The sequence below is a fragment of the Butyrivibrio sp. VCB2006 genome (genome assembly GCF_000420945.1).
In the GTDB taxonomy this organism is placed as follows: domain Bacteria; phylum Bacillota; class Clostridia; order Lachnospirales; family Lachnospiraceae; genus Butyrivibrio.
Genome location: NZ_ATVX01000017.1, coordinates 19,930 through 45,741 on the forward strand (window position 1 = coordinate 19,930; position 25,812 = coordinate 45,741).

General features: G+C 39.8%; 16 protein-coding genes. 11 read left to right on the top strand and 5 right to left on the bottom strand.

Annotation, left to right across the window (positions count from 1 at the left end):
- The first annotated feature begins 2,461 nt into the window (after nt 1-2,461).
- Both G613_RS0114290 and G613_RS0114295 read left to right on the top strand, forming a co-directional pair.
- Complete coding sequence (locus tag G613_RS0114290; protein WP_029233267.1) at nt 2,462-3,289, top strand: ParA family protein; 828 nt, start codon at nt 2,462-2,464, stop codon at nt 3,287-3,289.
- Nucleotides 3,289-4,080, top strand: coding sequence for a hypothetical protein (locus tag G613_RS0114295; protein ID WP_029233268.1), 792 nt, complete (start codon nt 3,289-3,291; stop codon nt 4,078-4,080). Before G613_RS0114290 ends, G613_RS0114295 begins: the two co-directional genes overlap by 1 nt.
- Before the next feature lie 101 nt (nt 4,081-4,181).
- Here G613_RS0114295 and G613_RS0114300 read toward each other — a convergent pair whose 3' ends face one another.
- Entirely contained in the window at nt 4,182-4,466 is a 285-nt protein-coding gene (locus G613_RS0114300) for an HU family DNA-binding protein (RefSeq protein WP_013282588.1), read from the bottom strand.
- Between the two features lie 164 nt (nt 4,467-4,630).
- Complete coding sequence (locus tag G613_RS0114305; protein WP_029233269.1) at nt 4,631-5,983, bottom strand: MATE family efflux transporter; 1,353 nt, start codon at nt 5,981-5,983, stop codon at nt 4,631-4,633.
- 211 nt (nt 5,984-6,194) lie between these two features.
- Between G613_RS0114305 and G613_RS0114310 the strand changes: the two genes are divergently transcribed.
- Both G613_RS0114310 and G613_RS0114315 read left to right on the top strand, forming a co-directional pair.
- On the top strand, nt 6,195-7,133 hold the full coding sequence (locus G613_RS0114310; RefSeq protein ID WP_029233270.1) for a type I phosphomannose isomerase catalytic subunit: 939 nt from the start codon (nt 6,195-6,197) through the stop codon (nt 7,131-7,133).
- A gap of 24 nt (nt 7,134-7,157) precedes the next feature.
- Nucleotides 7,158-8,801: an ABC transporter substrate binding protein gene (locus G613_RS0114315; protein WP_081647909.1), complete on the top strand. Its 1,644-nt coding sequence runs from the start codon at nt 7,158-7,160 to the stop codon at nt 8,799-8,801.
- Here the strand turns inward: G613_RS0114315 and G613_RS0114320 are convergent.
- From G613_RS0114320 to G613_RS0114330, 3 genes are read right to left on the bottom strand one after another with little or no spacing between them, the layout of a single operon-like run.
- Complete coding sequence (locus tag G613_RS0114320) at nt 8,772-9,956, bottom strand: substrate-binding domain-containing protein (RefSeq protein WP_029233272.1); 1,185 nt, start codon at nt 9,954-9,956, stop codon at nt 8,772-8,774. The two genes, G613_RS0114315 and G613_RS0114320, sit on opposite strands and share 30 nt — an antisense overlap.
- Nucleotides 9,957-9,958: 2 nt before the next feature.
- Complete coding sequence (locus G613_RS0114325) at nt 9,959-11,722, bottom strand: methyl-accepting chemotaxis protein (protein ID WP_196805067.1); 1,764 nt, start codon at nt 11,720-11,722, stop codon at nt 9,959-9,961.
- Between the two features lie 16 nt (nt 11,723-11,738).
- Nucleotides 11,739-13,034 (bottom strand): ABC transporter substrate-binding protein, encoded by a 1,296-nt coding sequence (locus G613_RS0114330; RefSeq protein ID WP_029233274.1) that lies wholly within the window; start codon nt 13,032-13,034, stop codon nt 11,739-11,741.
- Nucleotides 13,035-13,280: 246 nt separating this feature from the next.
- Between G613_RS0114330 and G613_RS18810 the strand changes: the two genes are divergently transcribed.
- The 7 genes from G613_RS18810 to G613_RS0114370 all read left to right on the top strand — a co-directional run bounded on the left by G613_RS18810 (nt 13,281) and on the right by G613_RS0114370 (nt 25,812).
- The gene (locus tag G613_RS18810) at nt 13,281-18,188 is read left to right on the top strand and encodes a class B sortase (protein WP_051151084.1); all 4,908 of its coding nucleotides are present in this window, start codon (nt 13,281-13,283) and stop codon (nt 18,186-18,188) included.
- A 42-nt stretch (nt 18,189-18,230) separates the two neighbouring features.
- Entirely contained in the window at nt 18,231-19,481 is a 1,251-nt protein-coding gene (locus G613_RS18150; protein WP_029233275.1) for a response regulator transcription factor, read from the top strand.
- A complete protein-coding gene (locus G613_RS0114350) occupies nt 19,478-20,827 on the top strand; it encodes a sensor histidine kinase (protein ID WP_029233276.1) in 1,350 nt (449 codons plus the stop codon). Before G613_RS18150 ends, G613_RS0114350 begins: the two co-directional genes overlap by 4 nt.
- A gap of 126 nt (nt 20,828-20,953) precedes the next feature.
- A complete protein-coding gene (locus G613_RS0114355) occupies nt 20,954-21,946 on the top strand; it encodes an ABC transporter substrate-binding protein (protein WP_029233277.1) in 993 nt (330 codons plus the stop codon).
- A 244-nt stretch (nt 21,947-22,190) separates the two neighbouring features.
- On the top strand, nt 22,191-23,705 hold the full coding sequence (locus G613_RS0114360) for a sugar ABC transporter ATP-binding protein (RefSeq protein ID WP_029233278.1): 1,515 nt from the start codon (nt 22,191-22,193) through the stop codon (nt 23,703-23,705).
- Nucleotides 23,702-24,772 (top strand): ABC transporter permease, encoded by a 1,071-nt coding sequence (locus G613_RS0114365; protein ID WP_029233279.1) that lies wholly within the window; start codon nt 23,702-23,704, stop codon nt 24,770-24,772. Before G613_RS0114360 ends, G613_RS0114365 begins: the two co-directional genes overlap by 4 nt.
- The gene (locus G613_RS0114370; protein ID WP_029233280.1) at nt 24,772-25,812 is read left to right on the top strand and encodes an ABC transporter permease subunit; all 1,041 of its coding nucleotides are present in this window, start codon (nt 24,772-24,774) and stop codon (nt 25,810-25,812) included. Before G613_RS0114365 ends, G613_RS0114370 begins: the two co-directional genes overlap by 1 nt.

The following is a 25,812-nucleotide window of genomic DNA, read 5'->3' on the forward strand; positions in this document are numbered from 1 at the left end:
CTCCAGCTAAATTTACCCTTTTGAGCTATTAAAACAAGATAATATACAGAAAACAGGCTTTTCTTTTCTTGAATGAAGCTCCCTTTTTATACACATTCGATTCCCTTTTTGGTCACCTTTATATTCTTATTCCCTTTTATGTCACTTTTACCACCTTTAATAGTCTCCTTTTATACCTAAACCGGTTACTTTTACTGCACTTTGGACAAGCCCTTTTTATTTACCTTTAGACCCTCTTTTACTAACCTGCCATTCCCTTTTTAATTACTTATAATACCTTTTTCAGTCACCAAAAACACTTGAAAAGCCCATAAATACACAGATTTCCTTAGCTTTAATTAATAATAAATTGTAGTTATTTTATATATAAAAAAACAACCTACTCTGCGTTTACAAAGTAGATTATCCAGGATTGCATATTATTAAGAATTTGGAATATCTATGGATTTAGTGAATTCTTACTTCATGATCATAATTATTTGAAATAATTTCTTTTTGGATATGAAATATTTCTTGCAGAAATTATATTAAATGATTTTAAGAGTGTAAAATGATGAATAATTAGATATTAATTATTTATAAAATTTATAAATTATATATAAACATTGTTATCAAAACATATGATACCAATAGTTATTTTGTGAATTAATTGTTTCTATTTCTATTCTTGTTTATTGAAATAAATTATACTATTCTTTTATAGATACCAGAAGATACCTTTACATAAGAAACTGCCACAATAAATAATTTACGATATTTTAATTGGCCTAAAAATGTTGCGTGATTGTCTATTATTTCTAAATTATTGACTATTATGGTAAATGTTATGTTTATAAATTATTTATTTTGCTTTTTATAACATAAATTATCATATCACGAGTTAATTATGTCTGATATTATTGACAAATGCTGATAATATCTAAGTTATTTATTCATTGATAGTTTATTACATTTTAGTAAATTTGAATTGAATCTTGCATTCATCCATACTTTTATTGCAAAAATATCTATTGATATTAAATAAAAGGCTTAAAATAGGCAAAAAATTTATATAAGCAGGCAATATATTTATTGCATTTTGATGTTAGTGTATTTTATAGTTTGTTTATAATTTCATAATTCTGTTTTTATATAATTCCCTTGCACTATTGTTGCTATTTGGTTCAAAAAACTTAATTATGACGGTTTTGATTAAATTTGTAATGTTTATTGATTATAATTAATGCTTCTAAAGCTTTTTGAATCTTTTTATTATGGATCTGGACTCCAGGCCCTTTATTTTTGCTTTTTGCCTTGTTCTTGTAGCAATTTCGACTAAAATCACCTTGTTTTATCATATAGCATATTTATATTATTTCACATATATGTCATATATTCTATAAATTAGATATATTTAACATATAGACAATATTTATTATAATTATTATATCATATATCTTACATATTTGTAAAACATAAATGATATATATTAATTATTATATTTATAATCTATTTTATATTTATTACATATTTTATAAATTTGATATTTAAATTACATGGTAAATAAAACAAATATTATATATTTATATAAAATAAGAAATATAATATATATATCGATATACATTATATTCCATATAGATTATAATTATAATGAATAAGATATATAACAAATAGCACATAAATAAATATAATATATTATAGAGAAAATCGATTGACATACAATTAATAAAAGGCATATATGTTATATAACTTTAATAGATTCTTTATTGGTATCTGACTGTTCTATTAGTATCTGGATTTGGGATGATTTTATCCAAGACAGAATAAGGTAAAAATATTTTCTGTAAATATATATGTTATATATCATTGATGTGCGACCTCTTGTTTGCGAAGGCAGAGAAGTGCTGCAATACATGGCTTATGGACGCAGCGTTACAGACGCTGGACAAAAGGTCAGAAAGGCAAAAAAGATATATAACATATATGACAAAAAACTTTTGCGAGAAATTAATCCAGCCAGGTTTTACTTTTTCTATAAATGAAAAAGGATTATGTTTTTCTTTATATGAATATATAAGATATATAACATTCGCATGGATAATTTGAATCTAGATCTATGGAGATAAATAATATCAAACACATAAAAGTAATATATGTTATATAACATCCGAACAAGTGTTATGGTACTATATATAATATAAAATCAATAAATGATATAAGTTATATAATAACGGATAAGAACTTGCATCTTGTATAATTTATATAACATATAGATATATAACAAATATGACAAATATATGTGCAATAAGACATACATAATGTATATGAAATACAAGTAAAATAACAAAAATATTATAGATAAATTGTAGAATATAAATGATATATATTTTTGATATTGAATATTGAATCTAAATAAAGAATAGAATATAATATCAAAGGATGAGATTTATCCTATATAAGTTATATAAGCTTAGGAGGAGTTATGCGAATAATAGCATTTAGTAACCAAAAGGGGGGAGTTGCCAAGACTACATCCAGCTACGCTATGGCTGTTGGACTGGCAAATAGAGGCTACAAGGTCCTTGTAGTAGATGCAGATCCACAGGAGAATTTGTCAATGTCAGCCGGAATTGATCTTAATGAGATAGATCCGGATCCTGAGGATATTGAGAAATTAACTGAGGAACAGCAGGATTACTTCTATGAAAATGTACCTGCCAAGCTCTTTGAAGTAATGGCTAAGAGGAAGAATATTAATGATGCAATAATCCCTATTTCTGAGAATTTAGACCTGATAGTCGGTGGAATAGATCTTGCTTCAGCAGATATGTCTTTTGCCGGACTTGGAAGAGAAAGACTTATTAAGGAAGCATTTGACGACCTTGAGAAGGAATATGATTTCTGCGTATTCGACTGCAGCCCTGCTCTTGGAGTTGTTCTTATGAATATCCTGACAGTCGCAGATGAGGTTATTATTCCGCTTGAGCCAGGTGCTTACTCGCTTCAGGGATTATCAAGACTATACAAGTTTATTGATCAGATTCATGATTATACAAATGATAAACTTCGTGTTGATGGAATTCTGGTTACTAAGGTTAGAAATACAGCCAATGCTAAGATTTGGATCGGAGATATAGAAGAGAAGGCTCAGCTTCTTAATACTAAGGTATTTAAGTCCAAGATAAGACTTAATGTATCTGTTGAGGAAGCTCAGACAATGAAGATGGATCTTTTTGAATATGCAGGTGGTTCTTCTGCAGCAAGAGATTATGATGATTTTATTGATGAATTCTTAGAGGAGGTTGAGTGATGGCTAGTAAAAAAGACTTGTTAAAGGGCGGAGCTAACAGAGCTTCAAAGGGCTTATTTGCTGGAATGACACCACTTAGTAAGACTGAAGAAAAAGAAGAAACATCAAAAAAGCCTGTAGAATCAAAAGAAAAACCTAAAAAGGCAGTAGAAGTTGCTAAAGAAGCTCCAAAATCGAATACAGCGGTTGCAGAGAAAGAAGAAACCGTTGTTATCAAGAAAGAAGTGCCAGAAGTAGCTGAGAAAATAGGCGAAAAGGTAGCTGCCATGGAGAAGAAGGTAGAGAGTCAGCCGGTTATGCCGGAACCTCAGCCTGTTCCAGCAGAACCGGTACAGACACCTGTAGTTCAGGAAGTTGCTGCTCAGCCATATGTGCCGGAACCTACAGTACAGCCTTATGTACAGCAGACTCCGGTTCAGCAGGTACAGACCCCTGTATACCAGCAGTATCAGCAGGTTCAGCCACAGGTAGCTCCGGTTCAGCAGTATCAGCAGCCTAGAGCTGAATATACATACCAGCAGCCAGTTATGCAGCAGCCCGTAATGCCGGCCTATAATGAGCCTCAGGCACAGCCTAAGCCTTCCAAACAGGACAAGAGCAGATATGAGAAAGAAAAGTTCCTTTTACTTGATATAAGAGGATACAGAGACTATGTTGAGCATATGGCCAAAGCTTCTAACATGTCAGCGACTAAATACATCAGAAGCCTTATTGAACAGGATATGATGAGAAATATGGATATTTATCAGCAGCACAAGCAGTTAGAAGAGGCCCTCAAGGCAAGAAGATAAATTACTACCAAATAGGACGATTCCACAAGGAACCGTCCTATTTATTTGCAATAGAAAAGCCCCTAGAGTCAAGCTCTAAGGGCTTTAGTATTTAAAATGAATTATTTCTTCTTGCCGTTAACAGCATCCTTAAGGGCCTTACCAGCCTTAAACTTAGGAACTGTAGCTGCAGGAATCTTGATAGCTGCGCCAGTCTGAGGATTCTTACCTGTTCTAGCTGCTCTCTTAGCTGTCTCAAAAGTACCAAAGCCAACAAGCTGAACTTTGCCCTTCTTCTTAAGCTCCTTAGATACAGCTTCTGTGAAAGCCTTAACAGCCTTCTCTGAATCCTTCTTAGAAAGACCAGTTTCCTTTGCAATAGCATCAACGAGTTCTGTCTTATTCATGGTTTAATACCTCCCTCAAATTGAGTATTTTTTACTACCAAGTAAAATTCTACACCCATTTTATGCACCATACAAGTATTTAAATGCGAAAAAGTGCCAAAAATTATAGCGGTTTTTAGTGCACAATTCTTAAAAACCACGAATATCAAGAGATTTTTTCGTAATTACATTGCTGATACAGTCTCTTTGTACAGTTTCTTGAAGAAGATTGTTGAAAGAGCCAAGGATGCTATTTCAGCGATAGGGAAGGCCCACCAAACATTTGAAAGTACACCAGTCTGAGCGAGTAGAAAAGCTGCAGGTATGAGTACAACAAGCTGTCGGCCGACAGAAACGATCAAAGAGTAGAAACTCCTTGAAAATGCCTGGAATATGGAACCCATAGCAATGCAAACACCGGCAATTGGGAATGACAAACTGATAATTCTAAGAGCAGGAATACCAATTTTGATCATATCCGGTGAAGCGTTAAACAGTGTTAAAAGAAGGTTAGGTATAGTTAAGAAACATACGGTTCCTACGATCATAATGGAAACAGCAAGCATTAGCGCAAATCGAAGAGCTTCCTTAATTCTGTCTTTGTTTCTTGCGCCATAATTATATGCAAGAACAGGAATAAGACCATTATTAAGTCCAAAGACAGGAAGGAAGAAAAAGCTCTGCAATTTGAAATATACGCCAAATACAGCAGTTGCAGTAGAACTAAAGGAACCAAGTATAAGGTTCATGAGGTAAGTCATTACTGAGCCGATGGACATCATAAGGATTGATGGAACACCAACAAAGTAAATCTCTTTTATAATATGAGCTTTAGGTGAAAGAATCTTTTTAAAGCTTATATTTATATCATTGTTGAACTTAAGGTTACAGAAAAGACCAATGGATGCACCAATCAGCTGGCCAAGAATTGTAGCATAAGCAGCACCTGCAACACCAAGCGCAGGGAATGGACCAATTCCAAAGATAAGAAGTGGATCAAAGATAATGTTGACAATAGCACCTGTAGACTGGGAAATCATGCTATAAATAGTCTTACCTGTGGACTGCAGAAGTCTTTCAAACATAACCTGGAAGAATAAACCAAAGGAAAGACAGCATATAATTGAAAGATACTGTGCTCCGTAAACTCTAATAGCTTCACTATCTGTCTGTGATGCGATAAAAGCAGGAGCGACAAACAGACCAATTAACAAAAACGCTAAAAAGTTAAAAAATGTAAGCAGAAGTCCGGTGTTGGCAGCTGCATCTGAATTTTCAAATTTCTTTTCTCCCAAAGATCTGGAAAGAAGTGCGTTAACACCTACTCCGGTACCTGATCCAAGAGCAATCATGAGGTTCTGCATAGGGAAAGCAAGAGTAACAGCGGTAAGAGCATCCTCACTTATTTTGGCAACGAAAACACTATCTACGACGTTATATAAAGCTTGTACAAGCATAGAAATCATCATAGGAAGTGACATAGATACAATTAACTGTTTTACAGGCATTACGCCCATTTTGTTTTCTTTTGTAGTCATAAAAAATCCTTTTTCTTTTTAAATAAACGATACGAGTCAAAAGTATAACATGTAAATTATACATTATCCATTTGCAAACTGTAGGAAAAAGAATAAGAAATGGTTGAGTATATGGCAAAAATGTTGAATAAATATGATAATAGAAAAGTGAAAGGTTGATAACGACATAATAAAACCTTATAATTCCTTAAATCAAAGAAAGGAAACAGATATGGGAATTTATGTACTTAAACCGGCATGTAAAGACTACCTGTGGGGCGGCCATAAGCTGGTAGAAAAATATAATGTTGATTATTCCGGAGAAATCTGTGCTGAGGCTTGGACATTGTCCTGCCACAAAGACGGATTATCAATAATAACAAATGGTATCAATAAAGGCAAGACTCTGTCTGAACTTATAAACAACAAAGGCAAAGAAATTCTTGGTAAAAATTGTCTGAAATATAAGGATTTTCCGATTCTGATCAAATTGATAGATGCTAAAAAAGCTCTGTCTATTCAGGTGCATCCTGATGATGAATATGCTCTTAAGCATGAGAACCAGTATGGTAAGACGGAAATGTGGTATGTGCTCGAGGCAGAAGAGGGTGCGTTCCTTTATCAGGGATTTGAAGAAGTAATATCCAAGGAAGAATTTGAAAAGAGGATAAAAGAAAATACGCTAACAGAGGTTCTTCATAAGGAATATGTTAAGCCGGGAGACGTGATCTTTATTTCTCCGGGAACATTGCATTCAATAGGCGCCGGCCTGGTTATTGCTGAAATTCAGCAAAGTTCGAACGTGACTTACAGGATCTATGATTATGGCAGGGTTGGAGCAGATGGAAAGCCAAGACAGCTTCATATTCAGCAGTCTTTGGATGTTACAAAGATAGAGAAACCAGTAAAATACGAATCTCCAGATAAACATATGGTAAGTTGCGAGTTCTTTTGCGTAGATAAAATTGAAACAACCGATAGTAAGGGCTATAGTTATAATGCAGATGACAGTTCTTTTGTAAGTATTCTGGTAACTGACGGAGAGGGCACTATAGCTACAGTAGACGAGCTCTTTAGTATCAAAAAAGGAGACTCTGTATTCGTAGAGGCTTCTACAGGTAAATTTGAAATAACCGGTAACATAAAGGCGGTTCAAACTATTGTTGGTTGACCTTAATAGGTATAAAATTATACTATGAAACGTACACTATGCCGTTTGTTAATAACTGCATACTGCGCTATTCTCATGGTTTTAGCCCCTGCGATAAAAACCTGCGCAGAGGATTCTTTAGAGCGGCAATTTCACATTCTTTTTATCTCATCCTACGGATTTTCCAATGCCAGCGTTCCAGACACATTTAGAGGCTTTCAGGACGGCGTAGAAGGGCTTAATATCGAAATCAACTATGATTTCATGGAGGCCCAGCAATTCTACGGTGCTACTGATATTGCCAATTTTGATAAATATCTTAGGTACAAGATCTTTTCTGTAAGAAACTTTGATCTTATTGCAGTGGCGGATGATCCGGCGCTAAGGTATGCCATCAATAACAGGAGCAAGCTCTTTCCCGATATTCCACTAGTTTTCATGGGCATAAATAATATTACTGAGGCAACTACCGCAGCGGCAATGAAGAATGCTACAGGAATAGCTGAAAATCAGGATTTTGAAAATAATTATGAGCTGATGAGGGATCTTTTCCCAAACAGGAACAGTCTTGTGGTCATTACAGATTCCACTGTAACAGGTCAGGGCGACTATGTGGAATTTATGAAATTTAAGGACCGTCACGACGATATTACCTGCAAAATAATAAATACCTCATATTATACTCAAAATGGCCTAAAACGGGCTTTAAATGCGCTAGGAAGCAATGATATTATTCTCTTTCTGGATTTTGGCCTTGATGGGAATAAAAATAACTACTCACTGCCGAATGCGGCTGATTTTATAACTAAAAATACAAATAATATTCCCATATTCAGACTTTCATCCTCGGATGTGGGTCATGGTGTTTTGGGAGGTATTTCCTATTCGTTTTATGATTCGGGATATATTGCTGGAACTATGGCAAAAGACATACTGATGGGCGCAGATCCGGATGATATGCCCCTTAAGACAGCCACTGTCACCACAACATATTTTGATCAGGATGCGATGGATAAATTCGGAATTAAGGCGTATCAGTTGCCACTTGGTTCGGTCATAGTCAACGAACACGAGACCATTGCAAAGTTTTACAGAGAGAATAAGACCATCAGTAATCTGGCCATAATAATAGCTATTTTGCTCATTGCTATCATTACTCATCTTTATTATTCCAACAGACGTAGACTTCAGATGGCCCGGACTGATTTCCTTACACAAATGCCTAACAGACTTAAGATAAATGAGGAAATAAGCCAGATTGTGGCAAATGGGACGCCTTATGGAATGGTCATGATCGATGTGGACCATTTTAAAGATGTGAACGATACCTATGGCCATAAAGTTGGAGATGAGGTTATAAAAGCAGTTGCCAAGAGGCTAAAAGAGCTTGCGGATAAAGATGTTTCTTTTGCCAGACTTGGTGGTGATGAATTCTGCGCAATTTTCTATGAGCCATCAGAGGAAAAAGAGCGGATTATCTGTGAAAATATTATGGATATCATGGGAGATAAGCTTAAAACCTCAGCAGGAGAACTTCAGATAACTGTAAGTATTGGATGCGCGGTTTATCCTCAGGATGTGGGCGATCCTGATAAACTCATGGAATGCGCAGATAAGGCGCTGTATGTGACAAAAGAGAATGGAAGAAACGGATATACCTTATTTAGCGGAATAGATAAGGCCGGCTGAATTACGCCTGTAATAGCCGGTATCAAAGAGTTGCGACTCGATATTATCTGCAGTCACGACGATAGGTTCAAGCAGATATGAAGAGACAATCTTTTTACCATTGTCATAATCTGTGGTGTTGAAGGAACATTTAAAGTCCCAGTCAGATTCATTTATAAGGTCTTCAGCAGGTCTTTTGCCATCTAAAAGAGCCATGCTTAAAGCAACGGTTACTATGGACTCCTCTCTAAGAGCCTTGAAAACCGTCATACCCTGAGTCCCATTGATGATATTGTAAATATTGGCTATATCAGCGTCCTGTCCGGTTACCGCGACAGGATTTTTTGATTTGTAATCAGTTTCCAGGGCTCGTACTGCCCCAAGAGCCGTTGAATCGTTGGCGCACAAAACAGCATCCAACTTCACATTTTCAGGATAGTAGGAATTGAGAATAATCTGAAGGCGCTGTTGGGCAATGTCAGAAGACCACTGGGCTGTAGAGGTTTCATAAAAGTTGACCTGACCGGACAATGATACGAGTTTTTTCGAATCAAAGAATGGCTTAAGTGTGTCCATTGCGCCGTTGTAGAAATAACGAGCGTTATTATCAACGGGGTCGCCTGTGACCAGTTCGATGTTCTTGGGAGTCTCGGTATTAGCAAGGCCCAGAATCCTTATAATGTACTGGGCCTGCAATACACCAACTTTATAATTGTCAAAAGAAACATAGTAATCAACTACATCTGAATCCATCAGGAGACGATCGTAGGCTATTACGGCCACGTTTACGGATTTCGCTATATTCAGAACTTCAGTAAGAGCAGCGCCGTCTACCGCAGCGATAACCAAAAGATCAGCACCTTCCCTTATCATATCCATAATATCGTCGGCCTGAGTGTCTATAAGGTTATTGGCATACCTTAGAAGTACTTCGCATCCTCTTTTCTCAAATTGCGCACGTAAATAAGACCCATCCTTATTCCAACGCTCAAGAAGCCTGTCCGGCATGGAAATTCCTACCACAGTACGGCCATCGTCTGAGTGGGTATCAACGATTTCCGGCATATCCATAGTGACGGGGGCTTCGGTGACAGTCTTTTCCTGAGGCTTTTGGCATGCATACAGGCACACCGAAAAAAGTGCAATTGTCAGAAGAAGTGCGATATATCTTTTCATGGTTACAGCGATTTGAATCTTTGTGTTGTATCTGAAAGCTGCTCGGTAATTTCGTTATTCTTGCCAATGGCTTCAGAGATCTTCTTGATACCACCAACGATTTCAGATGAATTTTCCGCAGATGAAGAGATGGCAATAGAGCTTTCTTTTATGGAATCAGTGATCATCTGAACATTCTCTACCATCTCATGCATTATGCTGTTAAGGTGCTCAGCTTTATTGTCGAATTCTCCAAGCATTTCATCCATAATATCGGCTGTGTGCTCGTATTTTTCTCCGGTAGAAACAAATTCGTCGTAGTCGCTAAGAACAGTACCATTGATATAATCAAGGGCGGTCTGAGCGTTCTGGGCAAGGCGGTTAACGGCTTCTGTAACTTCTGTACTGATAACCTGGATGTTTCCGGCGGTTTGTCTGCTGTTTTCAGCCAAAGCACTGATTTCCTGGGCAACAACAGCAAAGCCTTTACCTGCATCACCAGCTCTTGCAGCTTCTATGGAAGCGTTGAGGGCAAGGAGATTTGTCTGGCCTGCAATATCAAGGATAACTTTGGTAAGCTCGCCAATCTGTCCAACCTTCTCGGAATCCTGAACAGATTTGGAAAGAACCTCAGATAGCTGTGATACCTGGCTGGCAGCATCAGTTTTCTTTTCATTTACACGGCTCTTAAGTTCAAGGGCTTCCTGTTTAATAGTAGTAGCTGTATCGGTACCTGAAAGTGCCTGATCTGCAATATCCTGGGCGGCGGAACGAACCTCTTCTACCTTGCCGTTGATGGCTTCAACGGTGCCGGAGAGAGTCTCCATGTTTGCAGAGAGTTCTTCAAGTGCTGCAGAGGTATTTGTTACGTTGTCATCTGCAATTCTAAGCTGGGATGAAACCTCTTCAGCAGAATTTGTAAGGACTATAGAGCCTTCTTTTACATCTTTCAGGATTCCCTGAAGCGTTTCAATAAAGTGGTTTATACCGGTGGTAATAAACATAAGCTCAGATTTGGTTTTTGTCTTAATTCTGGTAGTCAGATCACCATTTCCGGCTTCGATATTGGTGATCATTTCATTAACCTCATCACTGATAGATCTAATCTTACGAACGATGTTCTTGTAGCTTACAAGGAAGTTGACAATGATTAGGAGTAAAATAACAACCGTTCCGATTAAAGCGGTGAAGTTTCCTGACTGCAACAGGGCGTTCATCTGTGATGTTGTGGCTGCAGCGGAGGAGGAAATTGCCTCGTCCAATACCTTAGTTGAATGGAAAATAGCTATTTTTTGAATTTCAGCTTTATCAAAAAGAATGGTATAGGCTGAGGCCTGGTCTCCGGCATCGCACTTGGAGATGGCTGAGTCTATCAGGGCAACCATTCTGTCGTACTGGCTCGATATTTCCTGAAGCTGCTGATTAACAGTTTCATCATTGTAGCTTGCAAAATCACTGTTAAGGGTAGCAATATCCTCTTTTACCAGGGCCTTAACGGCTTCGATCTGAGGTAAAAGAGCCTGCTGGGTCTCCACAGCATCGGCGGCAACATATCCTGTAGTCTGATCATAGAGGGACATTACGTCGTTTTTCAAAGCTGCTTCGTGCTGAGTCAGGGCCATCATGTGATCGAACATTTCGATACTGGTTCCGGTGGATTTCTTCATGGACAGCATTACCATGATCATAACCACAACGAAGGCAACTAGCATGAGAAGGTTAAGGGAAGAAAGCTGAAAAACGATTGAATCTTTGGTTTTTACTTTGATATTTTTTGTATCTTTCATGTTCATCACCTCCTCCTTACAGTTTCTTATACCAGTCAGTGGTTATTTTCTGGACTTCTTTTACGAATCCTGCTGCATCTATCTCGCCCTTAGCAAATTTCTGATAGGCAAAGGCTATACCCTTTTGTCCCAGGTTTTCCGGCATGTCCATCCAGTGCCAACTGGAGGTTTTTCCGGCTGAAATATATTGTGAAATAACTGATGCGAAAGGATCTGATGCCACGTATTTACAATCTTTGAAAGGACTGATGAATCCGGCGCCTTCTACAAGGATTTGCTGTGCCGAATCCTCTGAACACCACTGAAGGAAGGCCTTTGCAGCCTCTACATTGCCTTCTTTTGAAACTGCCCACCAGGAAGGAGCGCTGGTAAGAATTGTTTCCATGCCGTCCTGGAATGCATATGGTGCCATGCCGACAGCAAAGCTTCCTGCTGCGGCGTAAGCATCTGAAGATGAAAGAGTTGCACCAATCCAGGATCCTTGCGTTACAAAGGCATATTTGCCGGAAGCAAAGTTTGCAACCTGATCATCATAGGTGCCATCTACCACAAGGTCAGGATCGGAATATTCTATGAAAAGACCCATCATTTCGGCATAGTCGGTAAAGCGTGCTGTATCAAGCTGTCCACCGTTATTGAGAAGATCTATATAAGTTGTGTCACTTCTTGAAAGGCCTGAGTCGATATAAGCACCAAATAGGTGGTTTCCACTGGACCAGCCAAGGTTTTCGGGTTCTGCGCAGTAGCCTACAACAGCTTTGAGACCCAGAGAATCTTTTTTGGCATCGATAGCTTCGAATGCTGCTTTCATTGCGGCAGGCCCGGTTATTGATGCAGGATCCACACCGCATTTTTCTAGGATGTTGGCATTATAGGCAAGACCTATAGCCTCTGTGGTGTATGGAAATCCCAGAGTGCCGTAGGCGCTGTCAACATAGGCGGCATCAGTTCTTCCTGCCCAGTCCTGGTCTGATAGGTCCACAAGAAGTCCGTCCCAGTTGCTAAATCCCGAGGCCTCGCAGGCGATGATATCCGGCATTTGATCTGACAGATAATAGCCCTTAAGTGTTGCCTGGGCATCTACGCCGGCAGGTACGTTAAGGACTTCGACTTTTATGCCGGTTTCCTTTTCATATTGGCTTGCGAGGGTTCCAATCTGTTCTGAAACCTCACTCTTTATGTTCAGCAGCCTAAGTGTTCCCTCGAAAGCAGCTTCTGTAGTCACATCTTCTGTCTGAGATGCTCCGCAGCCGCCAAGAACCAGGCATGCCAAAAGAATTAAACTGATAGCAATGGCGTTGACCCTTCTCATAATCAATATCCTTTCCTACTAGTTCCTGAAAAAATGAACGACAATAAACGCATAACAAATTCGTTATAACACAAATTAATTATCGCGCAATGGTAAGGCCTCTCCAATTAAAATCCTATTAAGAATTTGGGAAAAGATAATTAATATTTTTTATAAAAAAACAATAAAATTTCGCCAAATTTGTTCGATATTGTAATAAAATAATATGAGGGAATTTTTATACTTTTTTATGTGTGGAGATGTGGTATGAAAAAGCGTGTTGTATCTATTCTAATTGCAGGAGTTCTTTTCTTTTCCAACATTGGTGTGACATCCTTTGCTGCTAATTCAAGTGCAAATGATGCATCTAGTGCTTCATCAAGCGAAGCGTCCACTGAAGCCGGTGCTGGAAGTTCATTAGGTGATCCCGGTGAACAAGTAAATAATGATGCTAATGGCGTGGAGGAAGCCGGTTATTTCAAGATAACCGATTTTGCTGACCTGCCTGAAGATATATCCAATCAGAAAATTCGCGTAGGCGGAAGTTTGGAAGATCTTGAGCTGCCTGATACTCTGGAGGTTATAGTTGAACCTGATCCGGAGCATGACGAGCGCATAGAAAGAGGTCTTGAAAAAGAGCGTGAGCGCCTTATGCGTGAAAGATTAGAGCGCCTTAGAGAAGAGCTTGAAGCTGAACAGGCCGGCGAGAGCGCAAGCGAAGATAGCTCGGAGGAAGATGATGCAGCATCTTCTGCTAGTTCTGAGGAAGAGGATGGAGATAAGCTCTTTTTCTTTGGAGATGATGAGGCAATCACTGATGATTCAGGTGAGCTTAGCGAAGAAGCAGAGGCTGAAGAAGAGGCTATAGAAGATACAACCACAATAGAAGACGAATCAAATCCTACCACAGAATCTACTGTTGATAACAGCACAGAGGCAGATACACAGGAGTCTTCAGACGTAATAATTATTCCTACAGAGGATGCAACAGTAAATGAACTGAACGAGTCAACAGACGGTTCATCAGAGAGTGCGTCAGAGGCTTCTTCAGAACAGGGCTTGGTTTCATGGCTTAAGCATACATTTAGAAACGCAGCTGTTGCATATGCGGCAGATGTTGAAGAAAAGACTCAGCTTGATGAGAATGCTAATGTTCAGCTGATTTCAGATGTTGAATGGATCATGGAGGCTGATTATAACTACGGCGAAGAGGAGTTCAATCCTGATACTGAGGGTAAGATTTATCTTTTCACTCCGGTTCTAAAGATTCCGGATACATACTATATCGAGGACGAACTTCCTATTATCACTGTATTTGTCACAGACGATTACTATGCATTCGATGAAGAAACAGTTGTTGATGACGTTAAGATCCGCGTTAGAGCTGACAAGGGTGTATTCCCGGAGGGATCAAGAGTAACAGCCAAGAAGCTTGTTGAAGAAGACGAGCAGAAGGTAAAAGAGCTTGTTGATGAGCAGATTGATACAGAGAATATCGTAAAAGAGTACAGCTTTGACATTACCATTAAAGATAGAGACAACAATGAGGTTCAGCCTGACACAGAAAAAGGGCGTGTAGTTGTTTCTTTTGAAGCTGCTGAAGTTGCAGACGAGGCACTTGAAGCAGAAGTTTACCATATTATTGATGAGTCCAAGGACGATAAGGAGCAGGAGCCTGTAGAGGCTGTGGCTCTTGGTAGTGAGCGCTCAAAAGAGAGAGTTCTTACTATATATGATGAGAATTCAGTTCTTAAGGCTGAGAAACTTGAGGCTGAAGTTGTAGAGTTTGAGGATGTAAAGGTTCTTGAGGCTGAGACAACAGGGTTCTCGACATATAAGGTTATATTCAAGATTGTTGAAAAGATTGATGATACCGTATATGAGTACAAGTATGAAGTGACAACATCGACAGTCATTCCTGTAAAAGATATATTGGGTAATGCAGTTGATCCTGGTCAAAATGAAGAAGATACAAGTGATGATACTCCGTTGTATTTACCAGACAATTATAAAATTAAGAAAGTAACGCTTGGTAATGGGAAAAATTCTAATGAATATTTGTATGTAGGTAATCTTTGTGCGACTACTAATAGCAATCAAGTAGTTCCAGAGGATGATCCTAGTACAGGCATGTATAAGGAAAGCGAGGATGGAACAGGCGAATGGTTTGTTATTGTGAAGCAGCCTTATGCATATGACGCTAAGAATCCTCAAACATTGCTGGTTACTTTTGAAAATACAGGCTTGGATCCAATATCGATCAGCTTGACTTCATGTGAAGAGTATTCTAGTGCAGAATCGGATAATTATGGATATCCAACAGCATCAATGCTATCTAATAAGGGATTTATGCTTTACATGCCCACTGTTGATTATAATGAGGAATCAGGAAAACTGCATCCTATAATGTATCAGTGGCAGCACTGTACCGATAACAAGAACTTTAAAGACATTGATTTGGCTAATACTAAGTCATTTGGATCAGCTACTGTTGGAGAATGGTATCGGTGTTTAGTTAATGGTACGCCTAGTGAATCTGTTCAAGTGGTAACAGCAAGAAACGATGGTAAGAAAAGAACGTGGACTGACTGTCATGACAGCGACCAGAGGTATGTTAGTAACGGACTTATGGCATACACTATGTATGGAAGGAACAAGATAGATGTTGTTGGCGAATTTTCTAGTGGTGGAAAGAAATATATGCTTCAATCTACTATTGGTGGAGGAGGATGGACAACTTATCCGAAAGAATCTGAAGATCAGGAATTAGTTTATCGTGACGACATTTTCTTCTATTTCACTGAGAGTAAGTCATTAGTTGTAGATACATTTCTAAAGGCTGGAACTAATAAATTTGCTATTACAGCAAATGCTCAAATAGGAGATCACGAAAAAAATACCGCAATAGCTACTGAGGCGGATGAATACGAATTGGAGAGACTTGCTATTGTTGGAGCTAAAAATCAAGATGCAATCCAGACAGCCATAAATGTTGGAACTGGCAATAGTATTCCTTCACTTCTGGTAATTCCAAAAACAAATACAGGACTGAAGTACTATATTGGAAAAACTAATTCACAGGAGCCATATAAAACTAGAGAAAAAACCATTGTTGAGGATACAAAGCCGGGCACAAGTATATCGTGGGAATCGAGTAGCTTAACCGAAGTAGAAGTTGAGTTTAAGCTTGCTGGCGCAGCTGCTAACAAGATTCTGCCAGCTGTATCTAAGAGAGCTACATCGAACACTTATAGCACCGGAAATCTTAAGAGTATTAAGCTAAGTGGTAGTGAGCTGGATTCTTACGCTAAGAAGCTTGGAGAACCTACTGAAGAAATTCTTATCGAAATGAAGAATGCGGCAGCAAGTTCTACTGATAAGACCGCTATAAGCAATATATTGCCGACATATGCGAAGACATCGGGGACTACGAGCTCAACCACAACATCTTCATCAACAACAAGCTCAGCATCAAGCAGTAATTCCAGTAACTCAACGAAGTATACTGCAGACTACTATGGTGTAACCTTTACTTATAAAAAGGACTCAAAGACTGTTACTGATCAGGATGGATTCTATAAAGATAAAGCTGAGCTTCCTATTGTCCTTACCGAGGAAATCTCTTATGATTTCAAGGAAAAAGAGGATATCAGGGTATTCAGATGTCATGATGGCGAGGCTAAGGAATTAAGTTCTGACAATCCTGGAGGAGATGGAACTTATAAGCTTGATCAGGAAGCAGGCAAGATTTATATCTATGCTAGTAATTTCTCAAGCTTTGGTGTTGCATACAAGCCCGAGACATATTACACTGTAACATTTAATGATGGAACAAATACATGGACAGTCAAGGTTAAGGCAGGAGAAAAGGTAGCAGCTCCTGAAGGAACTCCTACAAAAGAGGGATATACCTTCATGGGATGGTACTTGAAGGGAGCAAGCACCACTTCTACAACAAGTAGCACGACTTCTTCATCTTCAACATCCAAGTCAACTTCTACCACGACAAGTAATGCTACGCCTTACAATTTTGACACACCGGTTAACAGTAATATCACACTTACAGCAGGATTTACCGCAATTAAGGACGATACAGATACATCCAAGAAGGATGCTGCTTCTACAGGTGCTTCTGACGAAGAAGGTGATGTAAACGGTGCACGTGCACCGCACACCGGGGACACACTTCCTCCTGTATGGCTGTGGGTACTGGTTTTGGTTGGCGGCATTGTAGCTTTTAGCTGCAATCTGTATGCCAGAGCAAAAGAAGGTAAAGTTAAGTTTTCAAAGAACAAGACAGTGAGGAAAGTTACACGTTTTTTTCTCCTGATTGGACTTGTAATAGTTACGGTAACTAAGTTTTGTGCCAGGAAGGCTGTTGAGAATAAGCGCCAGGTAGCACTTGCCATTAGTGGAATGGTGGTGCTGGTGGCCGGTGGAGCTTTAATAGCAACATCAATTGCATATCATAGATCTGAGAAGGTTTATGAGAATGCCAACAAGGTATTTGTTAAGGATACGCAGGAAATACCTCTTTCAAGTAGTCCGACTGAGGTAGTCAACGAGGAGAATTCCTGGTGGAATGAAGCTAGTGTTGAGATGGCAACTCTTTCCGAAGAGTATCCGGATGTGGTAGGATGGATATACTTTGAGAATGAGGATATCAGTTATCCTATAATGTTTTCCGGGGATAATACTAAGTATCTTGATACTGCTTATACAGGCGAGAAGGCCAGAGCAGGAGCTATTTTCCTTGATGGTGAGTCAACTCCTGACTTTTCAGATCCGCATAGTCTGATTTACGGACACAATATGCGTGATTTAACAATGTTTGGCAAGCTTAGATACTACAAGACAGATGCGTCATATTATGATGAACACCAGTATTTTCAGGTATTCACAAGAGATGGGGTTTACAGATATCAGATATTTGCTTATGAAGAAGTACCTGACAGTCATGACGTTTTTTGGGTATATGGCAAGAATCCTGAGGGTATGTGGGAAATGCTCCAGGATATTGAAGGCGGTTCATATCGTAAAACCGGCATAGAAGCTACAGAATCAGACCATGTGATCACACTTGCGACATGCACGTCAAAAGAGGATAGAAGGCTCATTGTAAGTGCACTTCGCACAGATGAACATGATTTTGATTATGTAGCAAGCAGCAATTGATTAAGGCATAATAACCATCCGGGATATGTGGGAGTATTCCGGATGGTAGATATTGGGGTACAGGGAAGAGTTATGACGAAGGTGTTTTTGGTTGAGGACGAGTTTGTCGTCAGAGAGGGGATCAAGAATAATATTAATTGGGAATCACACGGCTATGATTTTTGTGGAGAGGCGTCAGACGGGGAGGTTGCCTATTCCATGATTCAGAAGGAACAGCCGGATATTGTGATTACTGATATCAAGATGCCATTTATGGACGGTTTGCAGCTTAGCCGCCTGATCAAGGCAGAATTTCCATGGATTGAGATAATTCTTTTAACAGGATATGAGGATTTTCAGTATGCAAGGGAGGCCATCAGGATTGGTGTCTCTTGTTACCTTTCTAAACCTATAAGCGGAGATAATCTGCTCAAAGAGGTGGATGCTCTCGCTGAAAAGGTTGAGGAAAAGAAACAGGAGAGAAAGTATGCACTTCGCTATGAGGCGGAGATGCAGGAGAGAACTGAGGCTATTAAACACGGCATAAGCGAAATCGAGACGTTTATGGCGGATTTTTACAATGGAAGATACTTTCCAACTCAGAATCCGTCCAGTGCTTCTGAGGACGAGATCATACCGGAAATCGATCCCAAGCATATAGACAGGAAATATATCAAGGAATTCCTGCGTCGAGGAGATGAATCCGAGACAGAGGTTTATTTGGACGAATTCTTTAAAAGAATCGGAAGAAATGCCATTAAATCCACCATGCTAAGGCAGTATGTGGCCATGGATGTGTATTTTTGCGTGGCTGATTTTGTTGAAAATGATCTGGGAGCCGGCAGAGACAAGCTGGATGCTAAGATTGCAATACCTACTCCGGAGATTTTTGCTGAAGAGAACCGCACCAGAGAATATCTGGCCGGAGCTATAAGAGCGGCGATAGAAATCAGAGATAATAACTATTCTGGCAAGTATCATGACATGGTAAAAGAGTCACTGGCTTATATAGAAGAGCATTATTCAGAGGATGAGCTGTCTCTTAATACATTGGCGGCTCACGTTAATTTCTCTCCGAACCACTTAAGCGCAGTGTTCAAGCAGGAGACAGGACAGCCTTTTATCAAGTATCTTACGGATTTCAGGATGGAAAAGGCTAAGGAACTACTGTGTACAACCGCCAAGAAGAGCAATGAGATCGGGCTCATGGTAGGGTACAAGGATCCGCATTATTTTTCATATTTGTTCAAAAAGACTCAGGGTGTTACGACTACGCAGTATAGAAGTGGCATGCAGATGGAGGCAGCAAAGTGATTTTTGGCAAGAGAGCAAAAAAGCATGACTACAAGTTGGCCAACAAGATTCGTATATCCTATCTGATTCTTTTGATTCCAAACATGATTTTTATGATCTATGCGTTCCACAGCTTTTGGATGACAAATGAAAGATACAAGGATATGCTGAGCTCTGTGGTTGCGGCCAGTGAGTTTAGCTTGGATTTTAAAGAAGATTTTGACTACGAGACATATCTTTTGATAGTGGGAAATGTGACCTGGGATAATTCCAATCTTCCAACGCTTCTAAGTGATGCCAAGAAGGTTGTAACCGGGCTCAAGGACTACACAGATACTCAGGACAACCAAAAGAGACTTGCCAGTGCAGAAAAGTACCTTAACAATCTGGAGACCTACACGGACAGAATCAAGGAGAATCTGGAGTATGGGGACAGATATGAATCAAATATGCTGATCTGGGAGAACGATGTCCAGATAGTTACAGGTCTTTTGCAGGAAACAATCAATGAGTATATTTACTATGAAAATAAGCAGCTTCAGGTGACTCAGGCTGAGAATAGAGCACTGTTCAGCAGAGCTCTTGAAATATCAATCGTTATCTTTGTATTCATTCTGGCGTGCATCGTTCTGATATCTATGTGGATGCCTCTTTGGATCACCAGACCTATCGAGGAACAGGTCAAAGAGGAACAGAAACAGCTTCGTAAAGCTGAGTTTGAACTGTTGCAGGCTCAGATAAATCCGCACTTTCTGTATAATACTCTGGATGCGATTGTATGGTCTGCAGAATCCGGCAACCAGAAGCAGGTTGTCAGCATGGTTGGAAGCCTTTCTGAGTTCTTCAGAGCTTCTCTTAATAAGGGAAAAGAGATAGTGTCCATCAAGGAAGAGCTTCAGCATGTGACCAGTTATCTTGAGATTCAGCAGGTAAGATATCAGGACATTTTATCCTACGAGATAAATGTGGCAAAAGATATCTATAATTACAGTATTCCTAAGATCACAATCCAACCTATTGTTGAGAATGCTCTTTATCATGGTATAAAGAATCGCAGAGGCGGCGGAAAGATTACCATTACCGGTGCTGAAAATAATGGTGGAATTACCATTCAGGTAAGGGATAATGGTGCAGGAATGACTGAGGAGAGGCTAAAAGAGGTTAGAAACAGCCTTTTGCAAGATTCTTCCGATAAGAGTGCTATTTACGGCCTTTACAACGTAAATGAGCGTATCAGGCTAAATTTTGGCGATGAGTATGGTCTTTTTATTTCCAGTCATTCAGGAAAAGGAACAGATGTGACTATCTATTTGCCAAAAATCTTAACCGGAAACGTAAAAAATTCAACCAAAGATAAAATAGAATAAAAAATTCAACTCATTTTAATTTATATATCAATGTATTTTTTCCTCCTGAAAGCTACAATTAATCTAACTAATAGCTAAGGAATAGGCCTTAGCTCAAGAGATTAAGTTTTTAGGAGGATTTTTGTTATGATGAAGAAAGTGTTGTCTATTCTCATGGCATCAGCCATGACACTTAGCCTTGTTGCTTGCGGCAGTTCTGCTCCAGCATCAACAGGTGACGGCGGAAGCGCATCTGGCGGACTTATCAAGGTTGGTATTATCAACAACGACCCTAACGAGTCTGGTTACCGTACAGCTAACGACGCTGACCTTAAGGCTAAATTCACAGAGGCTAATGGATATGATGCTTCTTTTGCTTACAGCTTAAAGAACGACGAGCAGATCCAGGCAGCTCAGAACTTTATTCAGGATGATGTAGATTATCTTCTTCTTTCAGCAGCTGATACAGCAGGTTGGGACTCAGTTCTCAAGGATGCTCAGAATGCAGGCGTAAAGGTTATCCTTTTCGACCGTACTATCGATGCTGATTCTAGTCTCTATGAGGCTTCAATCGTTTCAGACATGGCTAAAGAAGGCCAGACAGCAGTTGATTGGCTTGCAGGCCAGAACCTTTCAGAGTACAACGTAATCCATATCCAGGGTGTTATGGGTAGTGCAGCTCAGCAGGGACGTTCAGGCGCTCTTGATACAAAGGTTGCTGCAGAAGCTAACTGGAACATCGTTAAGCAGCAGACAGCTGAGTGGAACGCAGAGAAGGCGCAGCAGATCGTTCAGTCAGTTATCGACGCTGGCACACCTTTCAACGTAATCTATGCTGAGAACGACGATATGGCTAAGGGCGCTGTTGCAGCTCTTGACGCAGCTGGTATCTCACACGGTGTTGGCAAAGACGTTGTTGTTATGGGATTTGACTGCAACAAGTGGGCACTTGAAGAGCTTCTTGCACAGAACTGGAACTATGATGGACAGTGTAACCCATTCCAGGCTAGCTACATTGATGATATCATCAAGACTCTTGAGAGCGGCGGATCACTTGCACAGAAGACAATCATCATGGATGAGAAGGGCTTCGATGCTACAACAATCACACAGGATGATGTAGATAACTACGGAATCTAAGTGATATAGGAACGAAAAGTTACATTTTTGGATGCTTGCAGACAAAAAAATGTAACCTTGAGGACCGAACATACATGAGGAAGTAGCATGTTAATGCGGATCCCGAATGTATGTAGGATTGCGAAAATACGCAGTATGTAGCAATCCGTATATCAATTATATAAGTTATATAACAATTTATCGGCGGTGCGGCTTCTCCAAAGAGAAATACCGCACCGTCTGTTTAATGTAAAGGGACTGGATTATGGAAGAATCAAGAGTACTGGAAATGCGGGGGATAAACAAAGAATTTCCAGGTGTTAAGGCTCTTCAGAATGTAGATTTTTCTCTGAATAAGGGTGAGATTCATGCTCTTATGGGAGAGAATGGTGCTGGAAAGTCAACGCTTATAAAGGTTCTGACAGGTGTGTACACCAAGGATGCGGGTACGATAAACCTTCAGGGCAAAGGGGAAGTTCAGATTCATTCACCACAGGATGCGCAGAAGCTGGGTATTAGTACTGTTTATCAGGAAATTACTCTTTGCCCAAATCTTACTGTGGCTGAGAATATGTTCATTGGTAGAGGAGAGGGTGCTTTTACCAATTGGAAAGAAATAAACAAAGAAGCAGAGCTTTTGCTTAAAAAGTTGGATATTCCTGCAAAGGCAACTCAGCAGCTTGCTAACTGTTCTATCGCTGTTCAGCAGATGGTAGCAATCGCAAGGGCTGTGGATATGGATTGTAAGGTTCTGATTTTGGACGAGCCTACATCCTCTCTTGATGAGCAGGAGGTTGAAAAGCTGTTTGGTCTTATGAGAGACCTGAAGGCTATGGGAGTAGGAATCATCTTCGTTACCCACTTCCTGGATCAGGTTTATGAGGTTTGTGACAAGATCACAGTACTTCGAGATGGACAGCTGGTTGGTGAATACGAAATAAAGGATCTTCCAAGAGTTAAGCTCGTTGCCAAGATGCTTGGTAAAGAAATGGATGATCTGTCAGATATAAAGGGTGAAGAAGGCGCCTATGAGGGCGCTGACAAGAACGAGAAGGTCTTTGAAGCATCTCAGCTTCAGAGTAATGCAGGAATCAAGCCTTTTGATTTCTTTATCAAAAAAGGTGAGGTTAATGGTTTTACAGGACTTCTCGGATCCGGCAGAAGCGAGTGTGTCAGAGCAATTTTCGGGGCAGACAGAGTTATTGGGGGCTCTGTAAAGGTACATGGTAAAGATGTGAAGATTAACAAGCCAATTGATGCTATGAAGCATGGAATTGCTTATCTTCCTGAAGATAGAAAGATTGACGGAATCATCGGAGATCTTTCTGTCAGAGAAAATATTATCCTGGCTTACCAGGTGCTTACAGGCTTCTTTAAGCCATTTAGTAAGCGTCAGGCCTATGAATTTGCGGATGAGTATATCAAAAAGCTGAATATCAAGACCGCATCAGCAGATACGCCTATCAAATCTCTTTCAGGCGGTAATCAGCAGAAGGTTATCCTTGCTAGATGGCTTTTGATGCATCCGGAGTATCTTATCCTGGATGAGCCTACAAGAGGTATCGATGTAGGAACCAAGGTAGATATTCAGAAGCTTGTTTTGGAGCTGGCAAAAGAGGGAATGAGCGTAACCTTTATTTCCTCTGAGACAGACGAAATGCTAAGAACGTGCTCAAGACTGGTGGTTATGAGAGACAGAAAGGTAGTTGGGGAGCTATCCGGAGATGATCTTACCCAGAGCAAGATTATGAGCACTATAGCAGGGGAGAGTAACGTATGAAAAATCAGAATACATTAAAAAAGATTGTGAGTAATCAGCTGTTTATCCCGGCAATAGCGCTGATCGTGCTCACACTTATAAATCTGGTAAATGACCCCGGATTTTTTAGAATTACACTGGTTACAAATAATGCCGGAAATCCAATGCTTTCAGGAAGCCTTATAACTATCCTGGACTTTGGATCAGAGCTTGGAATCCTCGCAATCGGAATGACTCTTGTAACAGCTGCTTCAGGTGGACAGGATATCTCCGTAGGAGCTACAATCGCCATCGCCGGTTCTGCAATGCTTAGAGTTCTTTGCGGCGGTGTTGCCCGTCCTGAGACAATAGCGGCACCTATTTTCGTGGCATTTTTGGTAGCATGCCTTGTGGGAATGGCTTGCGGTCTCTTCAATGGAACTTTGGTTGCCGTATTCAAGATTCAGCCCATGATCGCTACACTGATTCTTTTCACAGCAGGTCGTTCAATTGCAGCTTGGATCAACCATAACGAGCTTCCTATCGTTCCGGATCCTAAGTTTTCATATTTCGGTGGTGTTATCCCCGGAATACCGATTCCAACAACTGTATTTATCGTAATAGGATGCATTATAGTTATAGCTCTTATTCTCAAGTTTACTAACCTTGGCCTTTACACACAGGCTGTTGGTATCAATGAGAAATCTGCAAGACTTAACGGAATCAATCCTACAGCTATCAAGATTCTATCTTTTGTAATATTGGGACTTTGCGTTGCTGTTGCTGCACTTATCAAGGTCAGCAGACTTTCAACCATTAACTACTCAGTTATAGCAAAAGATATAGAGATGGACGCTATCCTGGCTGTAGCCCTTGGTGGTAATGCATTATCAGGCGGTAAGTTCAACATGTGGGCTTCAATCCTTGGAGCTTATGTAATTCAGTACCTTACTACAACTCTTTATAAGTTCGATGTTCAGTCAGACGCTCTTGCAGCATATAAGGCTGTTGTAGTTATTATTCTGGTAGTATTCTCTGCACCAACAGTAAGAGAAGGCTGCAGCAAGTTCTTTAAGAGGCTGGCTCCTGCCGGAAAGGAGGCAGCATGATGAAAAAAACAAGTGAAAAGAGCAGTATTTTTACAAAATTAAATGACACAAGTTTGCTGCTCATTATTACTATCGTAATCTTTTTTGCAATGTATATTGGAGCAATCATCTTTCAGGGCGGTGGATTTACCAAGCCTCAGATGCTGTTCAATATTCTAAATGCTAATGCTGCGCTCATCATAACATCAGTAGGACTCAGCATTGTAATGATAACAGGCGGTATCGATATTTCTGTCGGCGGTGTTGTTGCATTGGTATCAATGTGCTGCGCAGTATATCTTGATAAGATGGGCGGAAGTATTATCGGATCTATCTTTATTGCTCTCGGAATAGGTCTCCTTTACGGTCTTGTACAGGGCTTTTTGGTAGCATACCTTGATATTCAGCCATTTATCGTATCTCTTGCCGGTATGTTTTTTGCCAGAGGAATGACAACAATCGTTAATACAGCACCTTTCAACGTTGAAAACGCTGAGTTTGTAGCCCTCAAGGATACAAGAATCATCGTTCCGGGAATGGGCTCATACACCAGAAAAGGTATTTACGTACCTGCATATGTTGAAATTGGTGTGATTGTAGCACTGGTAATTGTGTTATTATTGTTTGTAGTACTTCGCTGGACCAAGCTTGGACGAAGCTTTTACGCAGTTGGAGGAAACAAGCAGAGCGCACTTATGCTTGGCATAAATGTTAAAAGAACTAAGTTCCTGTCACACTTGATCTGTAGTGTGCTTGCAGGAATTGCCGGATATGTATATTTCCTTCATGTTGGCTCAGGTTCAGCAAGCCATGCTATGGGTATGGAGATGAATGCGATTGCATCCTCCATCATTGGCGGAACAATGCTCACAGGCGGTGTTGGTAACCTTATCGGTACATTGTTTGGTGTTTTGTCACTTTGTACTATCCAGACAATCGTTGCATCAGCAGGCCTTGATGACGCATGGTGGACCGGAATCACAATTGCCGCTATGCTTTGTATTTTCCTGATCATCCAGAGTGTTGTTATGGTTCAGAAGCAAAAAGCATTAAAGGGTTAG